The organism is Arthrobacter sp. ISL-65, from assembly GCF_018613795.1.
In the GTDB taxonomy this organism is placed as follows: Bacteria; Actinomycetota; Actinomycetes; order Actinomycetales; family Micrococcaceae; genus Arthrobacter.
This window is the reverse complement of sequence record NZ_JAGGPN010000020.1, coordinates 154682-180784: the sequence shown is the minus strand read 5'-3', so window position 1 is coordinate 180784 and position 26103 is coordinate 154682. Positions and strand designations below refer to the sequence as shown.

Annotated in this window: 19 protein-coding genes and 1 tRNA gene; 8 read left to right on the top strand and 12 right to left on the bottom strand. The window is 67.5% G+C overall.

Annotated features, from left to right (window positions below):
* Window positions 1-5 precede the first annotated feature (5 nt).
* The 4 genes from J7I85_RS09145 to J7I85_RS09130 all read left to right on the top strand — a co-directional run bounded on the left by J7I85_RS09145 (window position 6) and on the right by J7I85_RS09130 (window position 3417).
* Window positions 6-1172, top strand: coding sequence for a uroporphyrinogen-III synthase (locus J7I85_RS09145; RefSeq protein ID WP_214850254.1), 1167 nt, complete (start codon window positions 6-8; stop codon window positions 1170-1172).
* Window positions 1173-1449: 277 nt separating this feature from the next.
* Window positions 1450-2310: an FAD-dependent oxidoreductase gene (locus J7I85_RS09140; RefSeq protein WP_214850252.1), complete on the top strand. Its 861-nt coding sequence runs from the start codon at window positions 1450-1452 to the stop codon at window positions 2308-2310.
* Between the two features lie 83 nt (window positions 2311-2393).
* The gene (gene deoC / locus J7I85_RS09135; RefSeq protein ID WP_214850238.1) at window positions 2394-3137 is read left to right on the top strand and encodes a deoxyribose-phosphate aldolase; all 744 of its coding nucleotides are present in this window, start codon (window positions 2394-2396) and stop codon (window positions 3135-3137) included.
* A gap of 46 nt (window positions 3138-3183) precedes the next feature.
* Complete coding sequence (locus J7I85_RS09130; protein WP_214850235.1) at window positions 3184-3417, top strand: DUF4407 domain-containing protein; 234 nt, start codon at window positions 3184-3186, stop codon at window positions 3415-3417.
* 313 nt (window positions 3418-3730) lie between these two features.
* Here the strand turns inward: J7I85_RS09130 and J7I85_RS09125 are convergent, their stop codons facing one another.
* On the bottom strand, window positions 3731-4552 hold the full coding sequence (locus J7I85_RS09125) for a metal-dependent hydrolase (RefSeq protein WP_214850232.1): 822 nt from the start codon (window positions 4550-4552) through the stop codon (window positions 3731-3733).
* Window positions 4553-4557: 5 nt separating this feature from the next.
* On the bottom strand, window positions 4558-8307 hold the full coding sequence (mfd, locus tag J7I85_RS09120; protein ID WP_214850229.1) for a transcription-repair coupling factor: 3750 nt from the start codon (window positions 8305-8307) through the stop codon (window positions 4558-4560).
* A 310-nt stretch (window positions 8308-8617) separates the two neighbouring features.
* Here mfd and J7I85_RS09115 point away from each other — a divergent pair, with 310 nt between their 5' ends.
* From J7I85_RS09115 to J7I85_RS09105, 3 genes are read left to right on the top strand one after another with little or no spacing between them, the layout of a single operon-like run.
* Window positions 8618-10132 carry an SDR family oxidoreductase gene (locus tag J7I85_RS09115; RefSeq protein WP_214851235.1) on the top strand — a complete coding sequence of 505 codons (1515 nt, stop codon included), beginning with the start codon at window positions 8618-8620 and terminating at the stop codon, window positions 10130-10132.
* A gap of 47 nt (window positions 10133-10179) precedes the next feature.
* Window positions 10180-10677: a DUF2505 domain-containing protein gene (locus J7I85_RS09110; RefSeq protein ID WP_214850226.1), complete on the top strand. Its 498-nt coding sequence runs from the start codon at window positions 10180-10182 to the stop codon at window positions 10675-10677.
* A 4-nt stretch (window positions 10678-10681) separates the two neighbouring features.
* On the top strand, window positions 10682-10903 hold the full coding sequence (locus J7I85_RS09105) for an SCO4848 family membrane protein (protein WP_214850223.1): 222 nt from the start codon (window positions 10682-10684) through the stop codon (window positions 10901-10903).
* Window positions 10904-10989: 86 nt separating this feature from the next.
* Here J7I85_RS09105 and sufU read toward each other — a convergent pair whose 3' ends face one another.
* The 9 genes from sufU to J7I85_RS09060 form a co-directional block, all read right to left on the bottom strand.
* Window positions 10990-11439 carry a Fe-S cluster assembly sulfur transfer protein SufU gene (gene sufU, locus J7I85_RS09100; RefSeq protein ID WP_102970713.1) on the bottom strand — a complete coding sequence of 150 codons (450 nt, stop codon included), beginning with the start codon at window positions 11437-11439 and terminating at the stop codon, window positions 10990-10992.
* 29 nt (window positions 11440-11468) lie between these two features.
* Window positions 11469-12794, bottom strand: coding sequence for a SufS family cysteine desulfurase (locus tag J7I85_RS09095; protein WP_214850220.1), 1326 nt, complete (start codon window positions 12792-12794; stop codon window positions 11469-11471).
* 485 nt (window positions 12795-13279) lie between these two features.
* Window positions 13280-16045 (bottom strand): LuxR C-terminal-related transcriptional regulator, encoded by a 2766-nt coding sequence (locus J7I85_RS09090; RefSeq protein ID WP_214850217.1) that lies wholly within the window; start codon window positions 16043-16045, stop codon window positions 13280-13282.
* Window positions 16023-18761, bottom strand: a complete 2739-nt coding sequence (locus tag J7I85_RS09085; RefSeq protein ID WP_214850214.1) for a LuxR C-terminal-related transcriptional regulator — start codon at window positions 18759-18761, stop codon at window positions 16023-16025. The genes J7I85_RS09090 and J7I85_RS09085 overlap by 23 nt, the downstream gene beginning before the upstream one ends.
* Window positions 18762-18936: 175 nt before the next feature.
* Window positions 18937-19521, bottom strand: a complete 585-nt coding sequence (gene pth / locus J7I85_RS09080) for an aminoacyl-tRNA hydrolase (RefSeq protein ID WP_214850211.1) — start codon at window positions 19519-19521, stop codon at window positions 18937-18939.
* Window positions 19522-19640: 119 nt separating this feature from the next.
* On the bottom strand, window positions 19641-20249 hold the full coding sequence (locus tag J7I85_RS09075) for a 50S ribosomal protein L25/general stress protein Ctc (protein WP_214850198.1): 609 nt from the start codon (window positions 20247-20249) through the stop codon (window positions 19641-19643).
* 258 nt (window positions 20250-20507) lie between these two features.
* A complete protein-coding gene (locus J7I85_RS09070) occupies window positions 20508-21488 on the bottom strand; it encodes a ribose-phosphate diphosphokinase (RefSeq protein ID WP_102970707.1) in 981 nt (326 codons plus the stop codon).
* A 5-nt stretch (window positions 21489-21493) separates the two neighbouring features.
* Window positions 21494-22984, bottom strand: a complete 1491-nt coding sequence (glmU, locus tag J7I85_RS09065) for a bifunctional UDP-N-acetylglucosamine diphosphorylase/glucosamine-1-phosphate N-acetyltransferase GlmU (RefSeq protein ID WP_214850196.1) — start codon at window positions 22982-22984, stop codon at window positions 21494-21496.
* Between the two features lie 122 nt (window positions 22985-23106).
* Window positions 23107-23178: transfer RNA gene (locus tag J7I85_RS09060), tRNA-Gln, on the bottom strand.
* A gap of 246 nt (window positions 23179-23424) precedes the next feature.
* On the opposite strand from J7I85_RS09060, the gene J7I85_RS09055 reads away from it, so the two are divergent.
* Complete coding sequence (locus J7I85_RS09055; protein WP_214851233.1) at window positions 23425-24024, top strand: TetR/AcrR family transcriptional regulator; 600 nt, start codon at window positions 23425-23427, stop codon at window positions 24022-24024.
* A 216-nt stretch (window positions 24025-24240) separates the two neighbouring features.
* On the opposite strand, the gene J7I85_RS09050 is transcribed toward J7I85_RS09055, so the two are convergent.
* Window positions 24241-26070 carry an ABC-F family ATP-binding cassette domain-containing protein gene (locus J7I85_RS09050; protein ID WP_214850194.1) on the bottom strand — a complete coding sequence of 610 codons (1830 nt, stop codon included), beginning with the start codon at window positions 26068-26070 and terminating at the stop codon, window positions 24241-24243.
* Window positions 26071-26103 lie beyond the last annotated feature (33 nt).

Sequence of the window (26103 nt, the reverse complement as noted above, 5' to 3'; positions counted from 1 at the left end):
ACGCAATGAATGTACTAGCCCCCACTGAAACAGCACCCACCGAGACCGCGCTCACCGAGCCAGCGCCGGAGGCGGCCGCAGAGGCCCCGCTGGAGGGTTTCCGGATCGGTGTGACGTCCCACCGCCGTTCGCGGGACCTCATCGAGGCCCTGGAACGCCGCGGCGCCGAGATCCTGCATGCCCCGGCACTGAAGATCGCCCCCGTGAACGAGGACATCAGCCTCATCGAGGACACCAAGGCGATCATCGCGGCCAAGCCCGACCTCTGCATCGCCACCACCGCCTACGGCATGCGCCGCTGGTGCGAGGCGGCGGACGCTTCGGGGATCGGTGAGGAGCTGCTGGAAACGCTGGGCGCCTGCCGGATGTTCGTCCGCGGACCCAAGGCCCGCGGCGCCGTGCGCGCGGCCGGCCTGGCCGACGTCGGAATCAGCAGCGACGAGACCACCGCAACGCTGGTGGACATGCTGCTGGCCGAGGGCGTGCGCGGCAAGACCGTGGCAGTGCAGCTGCACGGCTACACGGACGTCCGCCAGCTGGAACGGCTGCGGATGTCCGGCGCCACTGTCCTCACCGTCACCCCGTACCGCTGGGTCAAGCCCGACGGCGCCGACCGGCTCCCCCGCCTGATCGAGGCCGCGTGCAGCGGCAACCTGGACGTCCTGACCTTCACGAGTGCCCCCGCCGTGGACGCCATGTGGAGCACGGCCCACGAGATGGGGCTGTACAAGCAGCTCGTGGAGAGCCTCAAGACCACCGTGACAACCGCCGTCGTTGGTCCGGTGACGGCGCAGCCGCTGCTGGACGCCGGCATCACGCCCCTGGTGCCGGAGCGGTTCCGGATGGGCGCGCTGATCAGGCTGGTGTGCGAGCACCTCGCGCTGAACCATGTGCGCCGCCTCGACACGCGGTCCGGAAACGTGGAACTTCGTGGCCGGTCGCTGCGCATTGACGGCGAGCCGGTGGAGATCGCCCCGGCGCCGCTGCTGCTGCTCCGCGCGCTCCTGGGCGCCGGCGGTGCGGTCCTTTCCCGGGAGTCCCTCTCCGAACTGCTGGAACTCCGCGGCTCGGTGCACGCGCTGGACATGACGGTCAGCCGGCTCCGCTCGTCCCTGCCCGACGGCAAGCTCGTGGAAACCGTGGTGAAGCGCGGGTACCGCATCCGCGTCTAGCGGCCGGAGAACACCCCGGTGTCATGCAATTACGCGTGTGATGCGAATAACAGAGGGAGTTTTTGTACAGATATTGGCCTCAAAACGTGGTTTAGGGCGCGATATCTGTACAAAAACTCCCTTTTGTTACCGGGTGGTAAAAAGCAGCGAACAGCCGGGGATTATTCCGCAATGGCAGGGAAACACCCGCGAAAAACGTTCCCCCTAGGCTGGGTCCCATCAGCACAACAGGGCCCCCGATCGGCCCGCCTGGTGCAGCATTCGAAAGGGCCCGCACATGTCCGCTCCGGCACAGTTTCCGTCCACCGCCACCCCTGCCGCCAAGATCCTGATCGCCGGGGCAGGCCCCGCCGCCCAGGCCCTCGTGGCCCAGCTGGCCGCAGCACAGTTCCCCGGAACCGTCACGGTGCTGAGCAGCCGGGACGACGCCCCCGCCGATCTGATGGAACTGGCCGCACTGCCGTCCGTCTCCGTGCGCTTCGGCCAGCCTGCCAGCCACATCGACGCCGCCGCCAAGGTGGTCACCACCGCCGACGGCATGGAGTTCGGCTATGACCAGCTGGTCATCGCTACCGGCTCGGCCCCGGTGGACTCCCCTGTCGATGGCTCCGGCCGCTGCCTCAGCTACTCCACCATCGATGACGCCGCGAAGATCGGCCGCGCCGTCAAGGAAGTCACCCGGGTCCTCGGCCGCAGGCCGCTGGGCATCCTGGTGGGCACCGGCCCCGCCGCCGGGCAGGCCGAGGCGGTGCTCCGCGCCCGCGGCGTCCGGCCGGTCCGCACCACCGCTCGGCCCGCCGCCGTGGTACCAACTCTTGCCGGCTCAGTGCTGCCGGCTGCCGGCGTCGTGTTCGAGGACGGCAGCCGCATGAACGGCGACCTCGTGGTCCTCGCCGAGGACCGCACGCCCCGGGACGGCCTCGCAGCCGCCGCCGGCGTGCAGACGGCGGCGTCCGGCGGGATCGTCGTCGGCCGTGACTTCCGCTCCTCCATGCCAGGCATCTGGGCCATCGGGGATGCGGCAGCGTTCGACGGCGTGCGGCTGGGTCTGCTGGTGGCGTCCGGGTCCGCTGCCGGAGCCTGCGCCGCCGAGCTCATGGCGGAGCTTTCCGTGGGGCAGCTGGCCACGGCCGCGTAGCTTTCCTGCTGTGGCAGGATGGTTCGCAAGGGCGCCGCGACACCCGGGGCGCCTTCGGCCAAAGTCCCATGGAAAGGACCAGCATGAGCAACGAAGCCAGCCCCGGAACGGGCACCGCGACCAGCCCCGCAGGATCTCCCGGGGAGGGTAGCGGGGCGACGGGCATCGCTTCCTTTATCGACCACACGCTGCTGAAGCCGGAGGCCAGCGAGGCGGAAATCCTCAAGGTCTGTGCCGAGGCCGCCGAGTACAAATTCAAGTCGGTGTGCGTGAACCCGGTGTGGGTCAAGACGGTGAAGACAGCGCTCAAGGGCACCGGTGTGCTCACGTGTTCCGTGGTGGGTTTCCCGCTGGGCGCCACGCCCGGCGACGTCAAGGCGTTCGAGGCCCGCGGGGCCGTGCTGGACGGCGCCGACGAAGTGGACATGGTCATCAACATCGCCGCGGCCAGAGCCTCGGACAAGGGCGCCCTGGTGGACGACATCAAGGCTGTCGCCGAGGCCGTCCACCAGGGCGAGGCGATCCTCAAGGTCATCATCGAGACTGCCCTGCTCAGCGATGACCAGAAGGTCCTGGCCTGCGAAGCGGCCGTGGAGGCCGGCGCCGACTTCGTCAAGACCTCAACGGGCTTCAACGGCGGAGGCGCCACCGTCGAGGATGTTGCCCTCATGCGGAGCACCGTGGGCCTGGATTTAGGGGTCAAGGCCTCCGGCGGCGTGCGTTCCCTCGAGGACGCACAGGCTATGATTGCTGCAGGTGCAACACGTATTGGCGCCAGCTCCGGTATTGCAATCGTCAAAGGCGAACACGGTTCGTCTGCGTACTGACCGGCGGCAGCCACAGTTTGAGCCCCGCGGGGCCGAGGAGGAATGAATGTCCAGCAAGATTGACCAGCAGGTAAAGACGCCCCAGAACGAGAACGCCCTGGCCGGCAGCATCGTTCTCTTCGTGGTGCTCATGGCCCTGTTCCTGGGTGCCATCTACTCGCTGTCCTTCCTGACGCTGGGCAACCCGTGGCCTATGGCAGTGTGCCTCGGCCTGTTCGCCCTCGCCTTCTGGATCCCGCAGACCATCACCGGCCGCTCGGATTCGGCCGGCGAGTACTAAACGCCACGCAGACTTTAAAGCTGAAGCCCCGGAACGTTCCGGGGCTTCAGCTTTTTAACAGGAAAGGAACGCCGTGCCGTGCGTTCTGAGGAACTCATCCTGGGCGGGCTGAGCAGTGGCTGATCGAGGCCCCTCCCAGGCCAGCAGCATCGACTCTTCCCCCACCAGGGTTAGCCTCCTGCTCGGAACCGAGCCGGTATGGGCAGCGGTCATCGGCTTGACCCTGGCCGACACGATGTGGGGGCAAAGGCTGCAACTAATGACTCCACGGCGAGCACCGGACGCAGACCGTGAACCACGGAAAGTCCGGGTCTCAGGTTAGTCCGAGCAGGCTGCTGGCCAGCCGGCCGGCCAGGGCCAGCGCCGCAGGAAAGTGCGTGCCGGCCAGCGACCAGGCCGCCAGGCACATTCCCACCATGGCGTAGCCGCTCACCGGGATCAGCACCAGCCACTCCCGCCGCGACCCGGCCCGGCCCAGCAGCGGGATGGAGAAGGCGCCGTTGGGCCGCCAGAAGTTCCTCAACACCCACAACCGGCGCAGGAACCTTGGCGGTTTGATCACCAGCGGCCAGAGAAGCGGAACACCCCCCGTGGTCACCATGTCACCCACGATGTGGACCACGACGCCGATCAGCATGGACATGGGCAGCCAGGTCCACTGGTGCGGTGCAAACCAGGTCACCAGGCCGGCCATGACCAGGGCGAAAACCCAGTTGGTGATCCAGCCGGACTTCGGAAACAGCTTCAGGGCCTTTGCGGCGATGTTGATCATGAACATGCACAGCAGCCCGGCGCCGACGGACAGCACGCCCCACGGCGTGTCCACCTGGATCTGCGCCGCAACCGCGGCGAGCAGCACGAACATGGCCGCCCCCAGTACCGAATGCGTGCCCTGCCGGTGGCCGCCGCTGGCATTCTCGATGCCCACCGCGATCATGTTGGACAGCGGCGGCAGCGAGTGCGCCACGGTGCTGGAGCGGTGGTCCCAGTCGCACACGAGGGCGGTGCCCGCCGTCGCCATGCCGCCGATCAGCACTCCGGCGGCGTCCAGCGGATACCAGCCCAGGGTGTACGGCCCCGTCGAGGCAATAGCCACCCACGCCGCGGCACCTGACGCGGCGTGGTGTCCTCCCATCACGGCTAGCCTTTCGTGGCTTCGGCCGGGACAGGGGCGTCCGAGAAGATATTGCGGATGACGCCGTCGGCCCATGCCAGGATTTCGGCGTCCTGCAGGTCACGGCCGCCGATCCTTGCCGTCTTCGGCTTGGGGATCAGGACGGCGTTGAGGGCGGGCTTGGACTGCGCGCCCGGGTACATGCGGTTGAGCCGCATCGTCTTCGATTCGGGCAGCTGCGCCGGGGAGAACTTGATGAAGTTCCCCTGCAGGGCGACGTCGGAGAGCCCGGCTTCGCGGGCACCCACCCTGAAGCGTGCCACGGCGACGAGGTTCTGTGCGGGCAGTGGCGGCTCGCCGTAGCGGTCCACCAGTTCGGCGAGGACTTCGTCGATGGCTTCGTTGGTGAGTGCCGACGCCAGCTTCCGGTAGGCCTCCAGCCGCAGCCGCTCCCCTGGCACGTAGTCGTGCGGCAGGTGCGCGTTCACGGGCAGCTCGATCTTCATCTCGGCTGCCTTCTCCTCGGCTTCACCGCGGTACTCTGCCACGGCCTCGCCCACCAGCCGGATGTAGAGGTCGAAGCCGACGCCCTGGATGTGGCCGGACTGTTCACCGCCCAGCAGGTTGCCGGCGCCGCGGATCTCCAGGTCCTTCATGGCCAGCTGCATGCCCGCGCCGAGTTCGTTGTGGGTGGCCACGGCCTTCAGCCGTTCCAGTGCCACCTCGCCCAGGGGCTTCTCGGAGGGGTAGAGGAAGTAGGCGTAGGCACGTTCGCGTCCGCGGCCGACGCGTCCGCGCAGCTGGTGGAGCTGCGACAGGCCGTACTTGTCCGCGCCGTCCACAATCAGGGTGTTGGCGTTGGAGATGTCCAGGCCCGTTTCGATGATGGTTGTGCACACGAGGACGTCGAAGCGCTTCTCCCAGAAGTCCACGATCATCTGCTCCAGGCGGCTCTCGGACATCTTGCCGTGTGCCACCTCGACCCTGGCTTCGGGGACAAGTTCGCGGATTTTGGCTGCGGTCTTTTCAATCGTGGACACGCGGTTGTGGACGAGGAACACCTGGCCCTCCCGCATCAGTTCGCGGCGGATGGCGGCGGAGGTCTGCTTGTCCGTGTACGGGCCCACATAGGTGAGCACGGGGTGGCGCTCCTCCGGCGGGGTGGCCAGCGTGGACGTTTCGCGGATGCCGGTCAGGGACATCTCCAGGGTCCGTGGAATCGGGGTGGCGCTCATGGCCAGGACGTCGACATTGGTGCGCATCTTCTTCAGCGCTTCCTTGTGCTCGACGCCGAAGCGCTGCTCCTCGTCCACAATCACCAGGCCCAGGTCCTTGAACTCAAAGTCCTTGGACAGCAGCCGGTGCGTGCCGATCACCACGTCCACGGAGCCGTTCTTCACGCCCTCGGCCGTTTCCTTGGCTTCCTTCGACGCCTGGAACCGGGACAGCGGCTTGACGCGCAGCGGGAAGCCGCTGAACCGCTCGGTGAACGTTTCATAGTGCTGCTGGGCCAGCAGCGTGGTGGGCACCAGCACCGCCACCTGCTTGCCGTCCTGCACCGCCTTGAAGGCCGCGCGGACGGCGATCTCGGTCTTGCCGTAGCCGACGTCGCCGGAGACCAGCCGGTCCATGGGAATCTCCCGCTCCATGTCGGCCTTGACCTCGTTGATGGTGGTGAGCTGGTCCGGGGTCTCCACGTAGGGGAAGGCCTCCTCCAGCTCGCGTTGCCACGGCGTGTCCGGCGCGAAGGCATGGCCGCGAGAGGCCATCCGGGCCGAGTAGAGGCGGATGAGCTCGCCGGCGATTTCCTTGACCGCCCGGCGTGCCTTGGACTTGGTGCTGGCCCAGTCCGCACCGCCCATCTTGCTGAGCACGGGAGTGTCGCCGCCGACGTAGCGGGTCACTTGGTCCAGCTGGTCGGTGGGGACGAACAGCTTGTCCCCCGGCGCCCCGCGCTTCGATGCCGCATACTCCAGCACGAGGTACTCGCGGACGCCGTCACCGCCGCCGGCCACCTTGCGCTGGATCAGTTCCACGAACCGGCCGATGCCGTGCTGTTCGTGCACCACATGGTCGCCGGCCACCAGCTGCAGCGGATCCACGGCGTTCCGCCTCTTGGACGGCATGCGGCGCATGTCCTTCGTGGAGCCTGCGGAGGTGCGGCCCAGCAGGTCGGCCTCGGTCAGGAGACCGAGTTTCAGCCCGTCCAGGACAAAACCGCGTCCGACGGCGGCAGTGGTCACCTCGATGATCCCCGCCTGGGGTTCGTGGTCCAGTGTGTCCACCCGGGCGCAGGGGATGTCGGCGTCGTGGAACAGTTCGGCCAGGCGCTGCGCCGGGCCCGGGCCTTCGGTGGCCACCACGATCCGCCACTGGTCCCGCACGTGCGAGCCGATGAAGTCCATCATCTCCGCCACGTCCCCCTGGTAGCCGCGCGGTTCGCGGGCGTGGAGGTTGAGCACGTCGATGTCCGGCGTCAGTTCCTCGTCCGTGGCCAGCGACGTGATGGACCACCAGGACACCTCGTGCCCCAGCGCCGCAGAGCGGGTCTCGGCCAGCGACCGGAAGCTGGCTGAATGCAGGGCTGCCGAGGCCTGCGAACTCAGGTCCAGCGGTGCGCTCCCGCCGTCGGAGGCCGTGGACCACGCCGCTTCCAGGAACTCCTCGTTGGTGGCCGCGAGGTCGTGGGCGCGGGTGCGGACCTTCTCAGGTTCGATGACCACCGAGATGGAGCCCGCGGGCAGCTGTTCCATGAACGGGACCATCGCGTCCACCAGCACAGGCGCCAGGGATTCCATGCCCTCCACGGCAATGCCGCCGGCGATCTTCTCCAGCATGTCCGCAGCCGAGGGCAGCTGGGACTTCAGTGTGGCAGCCCGGGACATGACCGAGGGGGTGATGAGGATTTCGCGGCAGGGCGGGGCGTGGAGTTCGGTGGGGTGATGCACGCCGGGGGCGGACAGCGAGCGCTGGTCGGCGACGGCGAACCAGCGCATCTGGTCCACCTCGTCACCGAAGAACTCCACCCGGATGGGGTGGTCCTCAGTGGGCGGGAACACGTCCAGGATGCCGCCGCGGACGGCAAATTCGCCGCGGTGCGTGACCATGTCCACCCGGGAGTAGGCGGCGGCCGCAAGGTTCCGGATCACGTCATTGAACGGGACCTCCTGGCCGACCTTCAGCGTCACCGGAACCAGTTCCCCCAGGCCGGCCACGATCGGCTGGACCACGGCGCGGACGGGAGCCACCACCACGCGAAGGGGGCCAGCTGCGTTTTCCGGGTGGGCTGCGCTATCAGGGTGCCTTGCGCTATCACTGCGGGCTGAGTCTTCAGGATGCGCCAGGCGCCGCAGGACCGACAGTCGGCGGCCCACCGTGTCCGAACGCGGGGACAGTCGCTCGTGCGGGAGGGTTTCCCAACTGGGGAACTCGGCCACTGCGTTGGCCGGCAGGTAGGCGCGGAGCGCGGCGGCAAGGTCCTCGGCCTCGCGTCCCGTGGCGGTGACGGCCAGGACCACCCCCGGAGCGGCGTGATCCGCGGCGGGGCCGTCATTTTCCGCTGCGTTCAGCAGGCCGTCCGCCATCTCCGCCAGGAGCACGGGCCGCAAACCTGCCGGGGCGCTGATCTGGTAGTCCTCGCTGCGGACGCTGAAGCTCCGCGCCGCCTCGGCCTGCACCCGGGCGAACGTCCTGTCCGCATGAAGGGCGCCGCGCAGGCCGGTGAGGGGCAGGCCGTTGGAGGGCTGGCCGGTGGGGCGCTGGCCTTTGGAGCTCATGGGCAGGATCTCCTGGAATCTCATTCGAATGCAGGCAACACGAAAAGCCCAGATTCTTGCGAATGCCGGGGCTTCCAGCCTACCCCTGCGGGCACGCACGCGGCAGCCGGGCCCCGGGTGCCGCATTGCTAAGCTTGCTGAGCAGGTGAAGTTCAGCACATCTTGAAGTTCAGCACAGCCATGCCGCCGCCCCAAGGAGACTCCAGTGAGCGACCAGACCGGAAATGACAGCAGCGGAAATGACAGCAGCAGTGGCGGCACGGCAGGGGCCGGCGCCAATCCCGAGGCCCGGGCAGCCGAGGCCCGGACAGTGCTTGTCACCGGCGCCACTGGGTACATCGGCGGGCGGCTGGTCCCCCGGCTGCTGGACGCCGGCCACCGCGTCAAGGTGCTGGTCCGGTCCCCGGAGAAAATCGCCGGCGTGCCGTGGTTCGACGACGTGGAGGTGGTCCGCAGCAGCCTCGACGACTCCGCGGCACTGGAGGAAGCCCTGCAGGGCGTAGACGTGCTGTATTACCTGGTCCATTCCATGGCGGCGGGCTCCGGTTTCGAGGCCAAGGAAAAGGCCATGGCCGAGCTTCTCGCCGGTGCCGCCGCGGAGGCCTCCGTCCGGCGAATCGTTTATCTGGGCGGCCTGCACCCGCGCAACACGGCACTGTCAACGCACATGCGCTCCCGTGAGGCGGTGGGCGAGGTATTTCTCTCCGGCCCGGTGGACGCCATCGTGTTCCAGGCCGGGGTGGTCATCGGCTCTGGCTCGGCGTCGTTCGAAATGATCCGCCACCTCGCCGAAACCCTGCCCCTTATGCCCGCGCCCAGCTGGGTCCGCAACCGGATCGAAGCCATCGCCGTCCGGGACGTGCTCTATTACCTCGTCGGAGCCGCCGCACTGGCGGAAACCCTCAACCGCACCTTTGACATCGGCTCCCGGGATGTCCTGACGTACGCCGGCATGATGAAGGAATACGCGGCCGAGGCAGGCCTGCCGCCGCGGCCGGTCCTGGCACTTCCAGTGCCGGCACCCAGGCTGGCCGGATTGTGGGTTGCACTGGTGACTCCGATTCCGCTTTCCATGTCCGTCCCGCTGGTCCAGTCCCTGCAGCACGATGCCGTCTCGGCCGAACATGACATCGACGCCTACATCAAACAGCCCGACAGCGGTCTTACCGGCTACCGCAGGGCCGTGGCCCTGGCGCTCGGCAAGGAACGCGACGGCCAGGTGGAAACCATCTGGGCCAACGCCGGAGCGGATGCCGACCCGCTGCCGAGCGACCCGGGCTGGGCCGGGCACAGGGTGTATGTCGACGAGCGGACCTTTGCCAGCGATGTGGACCGGGCACATGTGTGGACGATCATCGAGGGGATCGGCGGCCTCAACGGCTGGTACTCGCTCCCACTGGCGTGGAGCGTACGCGGCTGGCTGGACAAGCTTTCGGGCGGAGCGGGCCTGCTCCGTGGCCGGCGGCATCCGCACCATCTGGTGGCCGGTGAGGTGGTGGACTGGTGGCGCGTGGAACGGATCGAGCGCGGCCGCCTGCTCCGGCTGCGGGCAGAAATGCGCGCACCGGGACGCGCCTGGCTGGAGCTCTGCGTGGAGCCCGACGGCTCCGGTTGCCTTTACCGCCAGCGGGCGATTTTCTTCCCCAAAGGACTCAGCGGGCGGCTCTACTGGCTGGCCGTTCTTCCGTTCCACAGCATCATCTTCCCGGCCATGTCCCGCAACATCACCGCGGCGGCCCGGAGGCTGTCCGCCGAGGAGAAGTCCGGCGTCGCAGAGCCCGATGCCCGACGTCCCGGTGCCGGGGAAGCGCGGCCGACCCCGTAGGATGTGGTGAGCAAAAAGCGTTCTGACCCCACAACGACGGAGGATCAATGGCACTGAGTGCATCCACCACCCTTCCCCACGGCGTCGACAGCGTCACCGCAGTCTTCGCGAACGAGGACTTCCAGCGCCATACCAGCGAATACGTCGGCGGCACCCTCGAGTCCTTCACGGTGGCGGGCGACATCGCCGGGGAATTCAGCACCACGTCGGTGCGCACCCTCCCCACGACGCGCCTGCCGGAAATCGCCCGCAAGTTCGTCGGCGAAAGCCTGAAGGTGACCCAGGTGGAAAACTGGGACGCCCCTGCAGCCGACGGTTCGCGCCAGAGCACCATCTCGCTGAAGATCGCCGGCGCGCCGATCGACGTGGCCGCGGTGCAGCGTCTCGTGGCGGACGGCGGCAGCACGCGGGTTGAACTGGAAGGCAACGTCACGTCCTCCGTGCCGTTCCTGGGCGGCAAGATTGCCGACGCCGCCGAGCCCGTTGTGGGCAAGGCACTGAACATCCAGTCGCAGCAGGCCCAGGCCTGGCTCGAAAGCCACTAGTCCCGTGGACGTCCCTGCCTTCCTTGCCCTTGTCTTGATCGGCTCGGGCGTGTGGTCCCTGCTGGTGTGGCCGCAATTCCTGCGCCGCGTCATGAAGGACCCGCGGGCACGGGACGCCGCCGGCAAGGCCACGAAGTTCCTCACCGTCCATATTGTCCTGGTGACGGTATCCATGGTGCTGGGTGCTGCCACGGCCGCCATCGGAATCGCGGCGCTCGTCAGCTGACGAGCGCGGGCTCACTGGCACGGGCTGGGTCCGCCGGTTGAGCTTGTCGAAACCTGATTTCGACAAGCTCAACCACCGGAAACACGTCAGGCTGCCTGGTTCAGGGCATCCTCGGCCGCAACCCAGGAGATCATGGCGCATTTCACCCTCGCGGCGTAGCGGGCCACGCCTTCAAAGGCAGCGGCATCGCCCAGGATTTCCGGGTCGGCAGGGATCTTTCCCCGGGACCGCAGGACGTCGCGGAAGTTCCCGATCACCGAGCGGAGTTCGTCCACAGTCATGCCCTCGGCCAGCTCGCTCAGCACGGAGGCGGAGGCCATGGAGATCGAGCAGCCAGCCCCGTCCCACGCCAGCTGAGTCACCGTGCCGTGGTCCACGGCCACGCGCAGGGTGACCTCGTCGCCGCACACCGGATTGAGCTGGTGTGACTGGCCGGTGGACGCGCCGTCCGGGGCAGCCGTAGCGGCCAACCCGCTGCCGTGCCGGGCCTTGGAGTGGTCCAGGATGATCTGCTGGTAAAGCTGGTCGAGGCTCATGCTCAGGTACCTGTCGTCGGGGATCCGGGCTAGGCCCGGAAGTAGGCGCGGACTCCGGACACTGCGTCCAGGAATTCGTCCACGTCGTCGGTGGTGTTGTACAAGTAGGCACTGGCCCGGGTGGTGGCCGTCAGGCCCAGGCGCCGGTGCAGCGGCTGCGCGCAATGGTGGCCCACGCGGACCGCTATGCCCCGCGCGTCAAGGAACTGACCGACGTCGTGCGCGTGGACACCGGCGACGTCAAAGGCCGCCAGCCCGATGCGGTCCTGGCCGGCGGCCGGACCCAGCACGCGGACGCCGTCGATGGCTTCCAGGCCCGCCACCATCCGCTGGCCGAGCTCGGACTCCCAGCGGTGCACCCGGTCGATGCCGGTTTCGGTCAGATAGTTGACCGCGGCGGCAAGGGCCACCGCCTGCGAAATTTTCTGGGTGCCGGCTTCAAACCGCTGCGGCGCGGGAAGGTACTCCGCGCGTTCCATGGTCACGGTGGTGATCATGGAACCACCGGTCAGGACCGGTGGGAGCACGTCCAAGAGCTCCTGCTTGCCGTAAAGCACGCCGACGCCGGTTGGCCCCAGCATCTTGTGGCCGGAAAAAACGGCGAAGTCGACATCCAACTGCTTGACGTCCAGGGCAAGGTGCGGTGCCGACTGGCACGCATCCAGCACCACCAGGGCGCCTGCCCGCCGGGCGAGGGCCACAAGATCGCTGACCGGGTTGATGGTGCCCAGCACGTTCGAGGCGTGGGTGAACGCCAGCAGCCTGGTACGCTCCCCCACGATTTCCGCTGCCTCATCCATCCGCAGCACCCCGGCGTCGTCCAGCGGGATGTGACGCAGCGTGGCACCTGTCCGGTAGGCCAGTTCCTGCCAGGGAATCAGGTTTGCGTGGTGCTCCATTTCGGTGACCACGATTTCATCGCCGGGTCCCAGTGCCAAGTCCCGCAGCCGGGAGTCGCCGCGTCCCTGGGCTGCCCACAGCGCGGCGTTGGACAGCGCATAGCTGATGACGTTCAGGCCTTCGGTGGCGTTGGAGGTCCAGACGATCTCCTCGTAGGCCGCCCCGACAAAGTCGGCCAAAGTCTGCCGGGCGTCCTCGAACACCTCGGTGGCCTCCACGGCAAGGTGGTGCGCGCCGCGGTGCACGGCAGCGTTCCGCTGCTCGTAGAATTCCTGCTCGGCCTCGATGACGCTCAGCGGATTCTGCGAGGTGGCGCCGGAATCCAGGTAGATGAGCGGGCGGCCGTTGACCGTCTGGTTCAGCACGGGAAAGTCGTTGCGGATCCGCAGGACCTCGGCATTGTCCATCGCAGAAAGGGCACGCGTCAGCGTGGTTGGCGTTGATACTACGGCCAATGGGACTCCTTGGGTGCCTTGAGGTACGTCTCAATTGTCCCACAGCACCTTTGGCCGCAGCAGGGCAGGTGCGGAGCCTGCCTGATCGGGGCGCGTGACAAGGGCGGCCCTCGTCGCTGCGGGCCGCCCTTATCATGCCGTCAGATATTCGCTTGTTGCGGACTTACTACTTGAGAGGGCCGGCGACGGCTGGGGGGAGAGCCTCGGTCTCAGAAGGCTCTGACGTCGCCGGCCCCGCCTTACCCGAACCCTGGGGCCGGAAATCTGATGCGAGACCTGGAAAATCTGGTGGCAGCTTCGGAGGGGAGATCAGCCCGGCTTCCGCTGCCACTATTAGTTAATCGCGTACTGGCGCCCGCTGCACCAGTATCAGGTACTCGTTTTTCTGAGTACTCAACTACTGGTTCCCGCAGGTAGTGATGTCCGGCGCGCAACCGCGCGGATCTTGCCCGGAGGGGGCCAGAAAAAATCAGTCTGGGGAAGTGCTACTTCTTCGGAAGGGCGAGCGCGAGCTCGTCGCGCCGGCGGACGCCGAGCTTGACGTAGCTGCGGTACAGATGGCCCTCAACGGTCCGCACGGACACCATCAGGTGCTGGGCGATCTCGCGGTCGGAGAGGCCCTGCACCGCCAGCTCCACGATATCCCGCTCGCGGCGGGTCAGGTGGACGCTGGGGACGGAAGCGACAAACGGGCTTTCGCGGAACCGCTCGCCGAGCTCCTGGTCGCATTTCTCCCGGTGCGCGATTGCCTGGCGGGCGCGTCGCCGCTCCCCCGCGGCATCCAGCAGCGCGCCGGCCCGGGCGTATGCCTCGCGTGCCAGGTTCAGCAGGCCCGCTTCCTCCAGGGCGGCGGCTGTGTCCATGAGGACGTCGGCGTCCTCCGAAACCCAGGCCAGGGCCAGCTGCCGCCAGCCGGCCGCCCACCGGCCCTCGACGGTGGTGGCGAGCGTGGCGAGCTCCTGCACCAGCGACTGCTCGCCAAGATCCGAGCAAAGAATGAGGCACTCCATCCTGGTTCCGGGATGGTCCGTCACGGACTCGGACGCCGCGAGCTCACGGAGCCTGTCCAGGCCGCTGCCCTTCCGGTCGAGGTATTCAGCCGCGGCGGCCGCATAGGCCTCCGCGACGGCGTCGCAGCCGGGTCCGCTGGCGTGCCTGGCCGAGATGAAGTCCTGTTCGAGCCGCTTCGCCTGGGCCGTGTCGCCCAGGCGTGCTGCGGCGTAGAAGGCAAGCGACGAGCCGAACCTGAACTCCTGCAGCGGGTCATTGACCCGGAGTGCCTCAACGGCAGGAAGGAGGACCTGGTAGGCGCGCTCCAGCTGCCCCTGCCGCAGCAGTCCGAGGCCGCGCAGTGCCTGGATCCCGCCGCCGAAGGTCGAAGCACCCTCGGTGCGCTCCGCCGGATAACCGGACAGCTCATGTTCGGCCGACTCCCAGTTGCCGGCAGCGAGGGTGCTGATGGCCAGCCGGGTCAGGACAAACTCGTTGAAGAAGTACAGGCCGCCGCTGAGCGCGGGCAGGAAAGGGCCGGCGGCCGCCGCGGCGGCGTGGGCCTGGTGTGACCTGCCGGCGGCGACCAGCGTCTGCGCAAGAAGGGCCTGCGCCACGGCATGCTGTGTCGCTTCGACACCCGAGGCAGTGTCCGGATCCGTGGTCCCCAGCGCCGTGATGACAGCGTTAATGCCATCGTGATCCCCGGCGGCCGCCATCTCCAGCAGCCCGTGGATCCTGTCCTGCCAGGCATCGTCCGGGACTATCCCGGCCTCCTCCAGCTGGTGGCGTGATTCAGCCCTGAGCGACGGCACGGACTTGCCCAGCGCCATGTGGGATGACGCCCTCAGCATGAGGACCTGAGGAGCTTCCGAATCCCCCGCCAGATCGAGCCAGCAGCCGTCAAGGAGTTCGGCGGCCTCGCGGTACTTCCCCTCATTGAAGTTGGCCCGCGCGGTGATTGATTGCGCAGGGGCCTGCAGCTCCGGTGCCCGCACATGACCGGCCATGAGCCGGGCGCCGGCGTTGTTAAACGTCGTCGCGGCCAGCAGCCCCGCGTCCAGCAGGTCCCGGTCGGGAACTTCCATGCCGCATTCCAGCGACCATTCGACCAGCCGCAGCCTGCCTTCGGCGCTTGCGGCGGCGGGATCCAGATGGGCATCAAGCTTCTGCCGCAACTGCAGGCTCCGCGAGACGGACACCTGGCGCCGCGTTGATTCGCCCAGGATGGCATGGGTGAGCCGCAGCTCGGTATGCCTTGCGGCGGATTCGCTCACCACCTGGTTGTCCAGCAGGGAACGCACGACGCCGGCGCCGCAGACGTCCTCGATCAGGCTCCTGGGCACCGGCTCGGCCAAGGCGATCACCTTGAGCGCATCCTGCTCCTCCGGCGTTCTCCGGAGGAGATCCTTCACCACCAGATCCGACAGCCTGGGTCCGTCGGCCGGCAACGGTCCGAGCAGCACCCAGATTCCGTTCCGCTGGACCAGGGTTCCGGCGGCTGTTGCATCACTCAGCAGGCAGTCGAGGAGCAGCGGGTTGCCGCCCGAAGCAGACCACAGCGACTGGACGGTGCTGACGGGAACCGTCCCCTGCAGGGTGTGTTCCACTACCTCCCGGACCTGCTCGCCGCTGAGCGGTCGGAGATCGATGCGTTCGGCGAGGCCGTCATACCAGAGCTGGTTCAGGGCCTGGGGCAGCCCCGGCCGCGGCCGCCCGGCTGCCAGCACGGTCGCCCAGCCGGCCGAGGTCATGTCCACCACCATGCTGGCGGTGGCGTCATCGAGGTGGTGGGCGTCGTCCACCACCAGGAGCACGGGGGCGTCGGTGCCCCCGTTGAGGTCGCTGATTCCCTTCAGCTCCTGGAAGTGGGCCCAGACGGCCCGTAGCACCGCCACCGGGGAGTCGGCTTCCTCGGGGGCGAGCCCGGAGGTGTAGGGCGCCAGCACACCGTAGGGGACCTTGGCCAGCGAGGAGCTGCCGTGGATGCGGAGCACGGTCATCTCTGCCGCCAATTTCTCCCGCACGGCGTCAGTCACGGATGTCTTTCCGACACCGGGGCCTGCCATGAGGTAGACCGCCTGGCTGGCACGGCTGCGGATGACGGTGCAGACATGCTCTATCGCCTCACCGCGGCCGGTTAGCTGCCGGAGTTCGGATTCCGGTTTAGCGCCCCCGCCATTGGACGCGACGCCGTGGGACGAAGTGTTGAACGAAGCGCTGTGTGCTGAGGAGCTATTAGACGAGGCCAGGCAGATCACCTCTGGATGTCACGCCGAGCTTGGTGAAGACCTGGTAGAGGTGACCCTCCACCGTTCGGACTGATACGCCCATCTCCAGGGCGATGTCCCGGTTGGAGACGCCCCTTCCGGCCAGCCTGGAGATCTGGCGTTCGCGGGCGGTAAGGAGCGGGCTTCCGCTGCTGGGAACGATCGGAAGGCTGGGCACCGTGGCGGTGAGGCTGTCCAGACGGGCCTGGGCAACGCGGGCGGAGGCGGAATCGCCGGAGTGGCGGGCAAAGTCGACGGCCAGCGCAACGCACCGGGCCTCCACGGCGTCGAGTTCCAGTTCCGCGCACAGGTGCGCGCCTTCCAAGAGAACCTTGCCGTCCTTGGTGCGGGTGCCTACGGCGATGAGGCGTGAGATCTCGGCGAGGGTCCCCTGGCGGTGGCCCGCCACCTCCTCCATCAGGCGGAAGTCCTCATCGGTCCCGTTCACGGTCGCTCCGAGCAGGCTGATGCCCGCCAGGGTGTACCGGCCCGCATCGATGTCGCGGCGTGCTGCCCCGAGCAGACGTTTCACGGCGTCGGTGTCGCCCAGCCAACGTCCGGCCATGTCCGCGCAGAACTCGGTGAGGAACATGGTGCCGAAGTTGCAGTGCCCGCGCACCCCGCGGAGCTTGTCGAGATACTTGTGCGCCTGCCCGGCGTTGCCGATCTGGGCGTAGGCGAAGGCGGTGGCGGCATAGGCGGCCTGCAGCATGTTCAGTACAGGGCGGAGCTCAAGCTGGGCGACAGCGGACAGCAGCGAATCCAGGGCCACAGCGCCGCGGCCGGAAAAAAGGTAGGCGATGCCGGCGGCCAGTTCCGTGGCAGACGTCCGGTAGGCCAGCCGGCGCTCCTCCTGTCCTTTGGGCGGGCCGACGAGTTCCAGGCACCGCTTCCACTGGCCGGCCTGCAGCAGCACGTTGAACGCCGTCATGGCGAACCGCTCCCGCAGTCCAGTCAGCGGCTCTGCGTCCGAGAGCTGTCCTCCCACGCGGCGCATCAGCTGGAGGGCGTCCATTTCCCGGCCGACCGCCGACAAGGCGTGCATCAGGATCAGAGCCGCCTGGATCCTGAAGCCGGGGTCCTTGTTGACCGCGGGGTCGGTGGCTTCCTCCAGCTCCCCGACCATGGAGGCGTAGTCGCCGATGAACGATTTGTATTCGAATTCGGCCAGCGTGATGATGTTGGCTGCCGCGCCAAGCGGACCGGCCCAGCTGGATGCCACTCCGGTGGCAACGTCCAGCCGCTTGCGGGCAGCTGCCAGCTCGTCCGGCACCTTGTCGCACAGCTCCGGCAGCCAGACCATGACCCGGGTCTTGGCTGCCACGACCCGGGCGAAAGCCTCCTGCTCGAGCGCGTCCAGCTGTACCCGGGAAATATCCTCCAGCGCGGCCATGGCCTGCACCGGCAGGTCGAGCAGCAGGTAGGCGGTTGCCTTGTGCAGCTGTGCTTCGACCCACATGTCATCGGTTTTCTTGATGCCTTCAACGCAGGAGATCGCGAACCGCGGGTCAAAGAGCTGCACCGCCGCCTCAGCAGCCGCCACCGCCATGGCGGGGCTCAGTTCGGCCTGGCATTCCCTGGTCCAGGCGGCGAACTCTATGCGCTCCTCCATGCTCAGCACGGACAACTCGGGTTCGTGGCCGCCCAGCAACAGGGTCCGGAGTTCACGACGGCGGGAGATGCTCAGCCAGGACCGCACCACGTCCCCGAGGTACTGCTCCCGCAGGGAGACCCAGCGGTCCCCTGTGACGCCGACCGTGAGCAGCCCGGCGTCCTCCATGTCGGCCACGGTGGCGGTGCCGTAAACTTCGGTCAGCCTTGCCAGAGAGACACGCCGCGCACAGGAAAGCATCTCGATGACCTCGCGGGTTTCCGGTTCTTCCCGGGACCAGCGGGACCGGACGATGTCATCCAGCCCGGTGGCGCCGTCGAGCACCACCCTGTCCCGCAGGGTCCAGACGGAATCCGACAGGACGAGGTTTCCTGACTGCCGCTGCTCGGTGACGAGCGCCTTGAGCAGGAGCGGATTGCCGCCCACGATGGCGTGGTAGGTGCTCACGAGCGAGGCCGAGACCCGGTGGCCCAGCAGCGTCAGCAGCACCTGCCGGGTCTGCAGTTCGTTGAGGTTGTCCAGCCGGACTTCCGTCAGCCGCCGGTCGGTGAGCAGCCAGTGGAAGTCCGCCGGAAGGTCGCTGGTGCTGGGGGCGATGGCGATGACGCGGGCGGTGTGCGTCAGCATGATGTTCAGGATGACGCCGGCACTCATATCATCGATCTGGCCGGTTGTGTCCAGCGTGATGACGCAATCCCGGCCCGCGGCGTCGGACCGGATCAGGGAGGTGATGCCCTGGAGGATGGCGGTCGGGGAAGCCAGCGCCGACTGCGGAAGCCTGGCCAGGAGGAAGGCGAGGCAGCCGTACGAGGTTTGTGAGCCGGTCAGGGGGCTGCGCAGCTGAAGCGCCCAGGCGTCGGGACCCAACTCAGCCACGGCGGTGCGCGCGAGCGAGGATTTCCCCACACCGCGGGCACCGGTGATAACTACGCCCAGGGACTCGGGATCTGTCAGGGCAGTGCGGATGGATTCAAGGTCTGCGCTGCGCGCCGGAACCGACCATCGTTGGAGGTCCGTTCCGCCCGCGACGCCCGACGGTCCCGCAAGCACGCCCGCCGTAGACCCACGTCCCCAGCTCAGTGGCTCAATTGACATGAACTTTTTCCTTACATCCCGCCCGGCAGGATAAAGGCTCCATCGCCTCCCCCGCTTAGAAAGTAGACTACCCCGTTACTTTGCAGGGATACAGGGCACTGCGTTCACATTTCGCAGACCTTGATGCGACCTTGAGGAGTCGTGCGGCGGGGAGGAAAACCCGAGGCGGGGGGCGCTAGACCTTGGCGGTGTGGAACTGCTGCTGCGCGGCCGTCAGGCCCTCCCTGATCAGGAGCTCGACGGCGTCGGCGGCGTCATCGAGCAGGAAGGGCAGTTCCTTCTTTTCCGCAGTGCCGAAATCCCGGAGCACGTAGTCGGCGGTGTCCATCCGGCCCGGCGGCCGTCCGACTCCCACCCGCACGCGGAGGTAGTCCTTGGTGGCGAGGGCCTTGGACATGTCCCGGAGACCGTTGTGCCCTCCCTCGCCGCCGCCGATCTTCAGCTTCACAGTATTGAAGGGAATGTCGATCTCGTCATGGACGGCCACCACCCGGGACGGCTCGACGTCGTAAAACCTGGCAAGCGCGGACACCGGGCCGCCGGAGACGTTCATGTACGTGCCCGGCTTCGCCAGCACCACCCGCGGACCGCCGATACCCAGCCGGCCTTCCAGGACAAGGGCCCTGGCCTTATGCGCCTTGAACTTCCCACCGATGCGCCCGGCCAGCCCGTCCAGCACCATCTGGCCGACGTTGTGCCGGTTGCCGCTGTACTCGGGTCCGGGGTTGCCAAGGCCTACGATCAGCCAGGTGTCAGTCATGAATCAATCCTAAGGCGGGGGTTTTGCACACAAGCGGGGCCGGGACGGCAGTGGCCGGGCCCGAAAGGACCCGGCCACCGGTCCGCGCCGTGTGTGGCGCGGGAAGGGTTGTGCCCGTATTACTCGGCAGCAGCTTCTGCGGCCGGAGCCGCTGCCGCGGCACCTTCCTCGGCTTCGCCCTCTTCGGCCGTGGCTGTAGCCTCGGAGATGTGGACAACCAGGGCCTCTGCGTCGGCCAGCAGGACCGAGCCCTTGGGCAACACGAGGTCGGAGGCGTGGATGTGCTGGCCGGCGGAACGGCCTTCGATGTCGACTTCGACGGCTGTGGGGAGGTGGGTTGCCTCGGCTTCGAGGGAGATGACGGTCATTTCCTGGTTGTAGGCGTTGCCCGGAGCCAGCTCGCCGACGAGGTGAACGGGAACGTCCACGGTCACCGTCTCGCCCTGGCGGACGGTCAGGAGGTCGATGTGCTCGATGATCTGCTTGATCGGGTCGCGCTGGATGTCCTTGACCAGGGCCAGGTGGCCTTCGCCGTTGAGGTCAAGGGACAGCAGGGCGTTCGCGGTGCGCACGGCCAGGGTGGTGGCCTTGGCGGGGAGGGTGATGTGGATGGGCTCTGCGCCGTGGCCGTAGATCACGGCGGGGATCTGACCGGCCATGCGGGCGCGGCGGGCGAAGCCCTTGCCGAATTCGGTGCGGGCTTCTGCTGCGAGCTTCTGCTCAGACATATGAATCTCCTGGTAGCAATTATTGTTTCAGCAAGGGCGGAGGTCTGGAGTGACCTTCAACGCCGGGCGGCCCGAAGGCGGCCCCACCAGAAGGGTGATTCAGACCCAGTCGATAACGGAGACCAGCAGTCCGGTGTTCCGCGCATACGGATTTCCGGTGCTCTCCCTCGCCAAGGTATCGGGAAAAGTTTACCAGTGCCCGGCCCGTTTACTGAAAACGGGCCGGGCGCCGGCGCGGGCCCAGCTCAAGCAGGGGCCTTACGCGTTGCCGTCGAACAGGCTGGTGACCGAACCGTCGTCGAACACTTCCCGGATGGCCCGGGCGATGAGCGGCGCGATGGACAGGACGGTGAGCTCGGGGAAGCGCTTGTCGGCGGGGATGGGCAGCGTGTTGGTGACAACTACTTCGCGGGCTCCGGACTCGGAGAGGCGCCTGCCGGCGGGGTCGGAGAACACCGCGTGCGTCGCGGCGATGATGACGTCCTTGGCACCGGCGTTCTTAAGCACCTGCACGGCGCCGGAGATGGTTCCGCCGGTGTCGATCATGTCGTCGATCAGCACGCAGGTACGGCCCTCGATCTGGCCTACCACGGTCTTGGACACGGCCTGGTTGGGCACGGTCAGGTCGCGGCTCTTGTGGACGAATGCCAGCGGAGCGCCACCGAGGCGCTCGGCCCACTGTTCGGCCACGCGCACGCGGCCGGTGTCGGGCGAGACCACGGTGATGTTGTCGGCACTGACCCGGGTACGGATGTAGTCCGCGAGCAGCGGGATGGCCATGAGGTGGTCCACCGGGCCGTCGAAGAAGCCCTGGATCTGCGAGGTGTGCAGGTCCACGCTCATGATGCGGTCGGCGCCTGCCGTCTTGTACATGTCGGCCACGAGACGGGCGGAGATCGGCTCGCGGCCGCGGCCCTTCTTGTCCTGGCGCGAGTACGGGTAAAACGGCGAAACAACGGTGATCCGCTTGGCGGAGGCACGCTTCAGCGAATCAATCATGATCAGCTGTTCCATGAGCCAGTTGTTCAGCGGCGCGGGGTGCGCCTGGATGACGAAGGCATCGGTTCCGCGGACGCTCTCCCCGGCGCGGACGTAGATCTCGCCGTTGGCGAAGTCGTAGGCGTCCACAGGCAGCAGTTCCGTGCCCAGCTCCTTGGCGATCTCCCGGGCAAGCTCCGGGTGTGCACGCCCTGCGGCGAGCACCAGTTTCTTCTCGCCGTGAGCCGTAATTTCGGTCATGGTTGCTAGCCCTCTTCTGTAGATGCGGGGGAATTTGAGGTCTCAGTGCGGCCTTCGCGGGCCGCGGCGGCTTCTGCCAGTTCCGCGGACAGCGAGCCGGGGCGGTTGGCCGCGACCCAGCCTTCGGCGTTGCGCTGTGCTGCCATGGACAGCGCCAGGGCACCGGCGGGCACGTCCTTGCGGATCACGGCTCCGGCGCCGCTGTAGGCACCGTCCCCCACCGTGACCGGAGCGACGAATACTGTGTTGGAGCCGGTGCGCACGCCCGAGCCGATCACCGTGCGGTGCTTCTTCTCGCCGTCGTAGTTCGCGGTGATGTTGCCGCAGCCGATGTTGGTGTCCTCGCCAATCTCGGCGTCCCCGGCGTAGCCCAGGTGGGACAGCTTGGAGCCGCGGCCGATCCTGACGTTCTTGGTTTCGTAGAAGGCGCCGATCTTGCCTGTCTCGCCCAGGACAGTTCCCGGGCGCAGGTAGGTGAAGGGGCCAACGCTGGCCCCCGCGCCGATCTCCGCACCGGATCCGTGGGTCCTGGTCACCTTGGCGCCCTCGCCGATGCTGACATCCGTCAGTGTGGAGTCGGGGCCGACGACGGCGTCCCGCGCCACCGTGGTGGCGCCGTGCAGCTGGGTGTTGGGCAGGATCCGGACGTCCTCCGCCAGGGTCACCGTGGAGTCGATCCAGGTGGTGGCGGGGTCAACGACGGTAACACCGGCGCGCATCCATGCTTCCACGATCCGGCGGTTGTGCTCCGCGCCGAGGGCGGCCAGCTGGACGCGGTCGTTGGCGCCTTCCACCTGCCAGCGGTCGGCGGTGACGACGGCGGCCACGCGGCCGCCTGCCTCGCGGGCCAGCCCGAGGACATCGGTCAGGTACTTTTCACCCTGCGAGTTGTCGGTGGTGACGTGGCCGAGGGCGACCCGGAGGACAGCGGCGTCAAAGGCGTAGATGCCGGAGTTGATCTCGCGAATCGCACGCTCGGCGTCGGTGGCGTCCTTGTGTTCGCGGATGCCCGTGACCGTGCCGTCTTCGCCGCGGAGAATGCGGCCGTAGCCGGTGGCGTCGTCCAGGATCGCGGTGAGCACCGTGACCGCGTTGCCTTCGCGCTCATGCGTGGACACGAGTTCGGCGAGCATTTCGCCGGTCAGCAGCGGCACATCGCCGTAGGTGACTACGACGGTTCCGGCCACAGGCTCCTTGGCGTCCAGGGCTTCGAGGGCAACTTCGACGGCGCGTCCGGTGCCGGGGACCTCGTCCTGGTCCACGATCACGGCGTCGGGATCAAGTTCCGTGAGGTGGGCTGCGACGCGGTCCCGCTCGTGCCGGACCACGAGGGCCAGGCGCTCGGGGCTGATGCTGCGGGCGGCGAGCAGGGCATGGCCCACCATGGAGCGGCCGCCGATTTCGTGGAGGATTTTGGGGGTACGGGATTTCATCCGGGTACCGGCACCTGCAGCTAGGACGATAACGGCGGCTGGGCCGGACTTCTCGGGGCTCACGTACGGGCTCTCCTTGCTCGGTTGCGCTGTACTGCATCCGCGGCTGCCTGCGCGGCGGTGTCCGGGCCCGTGCCCGGAACCGGCAACAGGGTTCATCCTACTGGACGCCTCTGATGCAGCTGTTCCGCCCATAGGATTCGAACCTATACTCCACGGCTCCAAAGGCCGGGGTGCTGCCATTACACCAGGGCGGACCATACCCGGCGCTAAGCCCGGGCACGAGAACCAATTCTGCCACGAACGTTGACGCTCGTGCGACCTCGGCGCTTCGGGTGCACCGGCGCCGGTCGGGGCACCGCGCCGGGACCCGCCGCCACCCCTGCCCACCGCTTGACATAAGGCATGATTGGACCGTGAGCAACAGCACAGGGACAACTGACGGTCCGGGGAACCTGCCAGCAAGGCCCGACGCAGCCGCGGGCCGCATCCCCCGGTCGCGGATGACCGGACCCCAGCGGCGGTCCCAGCTCATCGAAGTAGGGCGGGCCCTTTTCGCGGTGCGGGGGCTGGACGGCACCACCATCGAGGAGATTGCGGCCGCCGCCGGCGTCTCCAAGCCCGTGATCTACGAGCACTTCGGCTCGAAGGAAGGCCTGTACACGCAGGTCGTCGAGTACGAGTTCCGGATCCTGCTCGCCGCCATCAATGACGCACTCACCCAGGAAGCCAAGCCGAGGGTCCTCGTGGAGCGCGCTGCCCTGGCCCTGCTCACCTACATCGAGGAACGCACCGACGGCTTCCGCATCCTTATGCGGGACGCTCCCCCGTCCCAGCCGGAAGGCGCCTTCTCCACGCTGCTTTCACACGTGACCGCGCGCGTTGAATACATCCTGTCCGACGAATTCGCCCGCCGCGGGTTCAGCGCAGCCGACGGCGCCATGTACGCGCAGATGCTCGTGGGCATGGTGGCGATGACGGGCCAGTGGTGGCAGGACGCCCGCCAGCCCGACAAACGGGCCGTGGCCGCGCACCTCGTCAACCTCGCCTGGAACGGCCTGACCGGCCTCAAAAAGGACCCGGAACTCCGCAGCGAGGCTTAGGCTCCCGCGCACAATAACCGCCGGAGGCGGTTCTTCCGAAAGGAGCGCATCGCGGCACATCGGAGCGCGCAGGTCGCCCAGCGACCGGAATGCTCCCTATGTGTCGTCAGCGGCGTCCCGAGGGACCCGACACGAGCTTGCGAGTGTTGGGAAGGGACCTACGCGCTAAGCGACGCGGAAGGGCCGGCTGCGGCGCCCAAAAGCGAGCACAGGACCCTACTCGCCGAGGACTTCCAGGGCCTCGAGCCACTCGAGTTCCAGGGCTTCGCGGTCTTCGGCCAGGGCCTTCAGCTTCTTGTTCAGCTCGGCCATGGCGTCGAAGTCGTTGTCGGCCGTGCTCTTGACCATCTGGGCGTGGATCTTGTCTTCCTGCTGCGTCAGCTTGCCCAGCTGGCGGTCGATCCGGTTCTTAGCTTTCCGGGCGTCGCGCTTCTCGGCTTCGGATGCGCCGGAGGTGGCGGCCGGTGCCGAACTGCCGCTGGCACCGGTGACGGGATTGCCGCCGCCGGTGATGGTGGAGCCGGCCAGGGTGCCTTCGCGCAGTTCGAGGTACTGGTCCACGCCGCGGGGCAGGGCGCGGATCTTGCCGTCGCCCAGCAACGCCATCTGGTGGTCCGTGACGCGCTCCAGCAGGTAGCGGTCGTGGCTGACCACAACGAGCGTGCCCGGCCAGCCGTCCAGGACGTCTTCGACGGCGGCCAGGGTGTCCGTGTCGAGGTCGTTGGTGGGTTCGTCGAGCATGAGCACGTTCGGCTCGCCCACCAGGAGGCGCAGCAGCTGGAGCCGGCGGCGTTCGCCACCTGAGAGGTCCTTGACCGGGGTCCACTGCTTCTCGTTGGTGAAGCCAAGCTGTTCCACGAGCTGACCGGCGCTGAATTCCTTGCCCCCAACATTGAAGGACCGCTTTTCGCGTTCGATCACTTCGATGACGCGGAGATCCTCGACGTCGTCGAGCTCCTTGACCTCCTGGGTCAGTACGGCGGTGACAACCGTCTTGCCGCGCTTAACCTTGCCGGAGGTGGGCTGAATTTCGCCGTTGAGGAGTTTCAGGAGTGTGGTCTTGCCGGCGCCGTTGACACCGACCAGCCCCAGCCGCTCGCCCGGTGCGAGGCGAAGGGTGATGTTGTCGAAAAGCTTCTGCCCGGCGTCGCCACCCAGGAAATCCAGGGAAACGTGCTCGAGGTCGAGCACATCCTTGCCCTGGCGCGCCGTGGCCATCTTGCTCAGCGCCATCGAGTCGCGCGGCTCCGGGACGTCGGCGATCAGGGCATTGGCTGCCTCGATCCGGAACTTGGGCTTGGCAGTGCGGGCGGGGGCGCCTCGGCGCAGCCAGGCGAGTTCCTTCTTGACGAGCTGCTGGCGCTTGCCTTCCATCACCGACGCGGCGCGGTCACGTTCGGCCCTGGCCAGGACGTAGGCTGCGTAGCCGCCCTCGAACGGGTCCATGATGCCGTCGTGGATTTCCCAGGTCTTGTTGCAGACTTCGTCGAGGAACCAGCGGTCGTGGGTAACCACGAGGAACGCGCCCTGGTTGGCCCGCCACCGGGTCTTCAGGTGCCGGGACAGCCAGGCGACGCCTTCGACGTCGAGGTGGTTCGTGGGCTCGTCGAGCATGATCACGTCATGGTCTTCGATCAGCAGCTTTGCCAGGGCCACGCGCCGTTTCTGGCCACCGGAGAGTGCGTGCACATTGGCGTGCCAGTCAACGTCGGACACCAGTCCGCCCATGACCTCGCGGATCTGCGGATTACGCGCCCACTCGTAGTCAGCCTGGTCGCCGACGATGGCGGCACCAACCGTCAGGTCGCCGTCGAGTACGTCACTCTGGTCCAGGTATCCGATATTGACCTCGCTGCGCTTGGTCACGCGCCCCGAATCAGGGGTGGACCGCAGCGCCAGCAGCCGCATCAGCGTTGACTTGCCGTCACCGTTCCTGCCGACCATCCCGATCCGGTCACCCTCTTCGAGTCCAAGGGTGATGCCGTCAAGAACGGTGCGGGTTGCGTACGAGACTGTGAGGTTCTCGCCGCCGAGCAGGTGTGCCACGGGGAACTGCTTTCTGATGTGTTGGTTGGAAGG

Bases quoted from the DNA above. Each gene is read 5' to 3' on its own strand.
- J7I85_RS09145 (WP_214850254.1), top strand. From the start codon at position 6: ATGAATGTACTAGCCCCCACTGAAACAGCACCCACCGAGACCGCGCTC.
- J7I85_RS09140 (WP_214850252.1), top strand. From the start codon at position 1,450: ATGTCCGCTCCGGCACAGTTTCCGTCCACCGCCACCCCTGCCGCCAAG.
- deoC (WP_214850238.1), top strand. From the start codon at position 2,394: ATGAGCAACGAAGCCAGCCCCGGAACGGGCACCGCGACCAGCCCCGCA.
- J7I85_RS09130 (WP_214850235.1), top strand. From the start codon at position 3,184: ATGTCCAGCAAGATTGACCAGCAGGTAAAGACGCCCCAGAACGAGAAC.
- J7I85_RS09125 (WP_214850232.1), bottom strand. From the start codon at position 4,552: ATGGGAGGACACCACGCCGCGTCAGGTGCCGCGGCGTGGGTGGCTATT.
- mfd (WP_214850229.1), bottom strand. From the start codon at position 8,307: ATGAGCTCCAAAGGCCAGCGCCCCACCGGCCAGCCCTCCAACGGCCTG.
- J7I85_RS09110 (WP_214850226.1), top strand. From the start codon at position 10,180: ATGGCACTGAGTGCATCCACCACCCTTCCCCACGGCGTCGACAGCGTC.
- sufU (WP_102970713.1), bottom strand. From the start codon at position 11,439: ATGAGCCTCGACCAGCTTTACCAGCAGATCATCCTGGACCACTCCAAG.
- J7I85_RS09085 (WP_214850214.1), bottom strand. From the start codon at position 18,761: ATGTCAATTGAGCCACTGAGCTGGGGACGTGGGTCTACGGCGGGCGTG.
- pth (WP_214850211.1), bottom strand. From the start codon at position 19,521: ATGACTGACACCTGGCTGATCGTAGGCCTTGGCAACCCCGGACCCGAG.
- J7I85_RS09075 (WP_214850198.1), bottom strand. From the start codon at position 20,249: ATGTCTGAGCAGAAGCTCGCAGCAGAAGCCCGCACCGAATTCGGCAAG.
- J7I85_RS09070 (WP_102970707.1), bottom strand. From the start codon at position 21,488: ATGACCGAAATTACGGCTCACGGCGAGAAGAAACTGGTGCTCGCCGCA.
- J7I85_RS09055 (WP_214851233.1), top strand. From the start codon at position 23,425: ATGACCGGACCCCAGCGGCGGTCCCAGCTCATCGAAGTAGGGCGGGCC.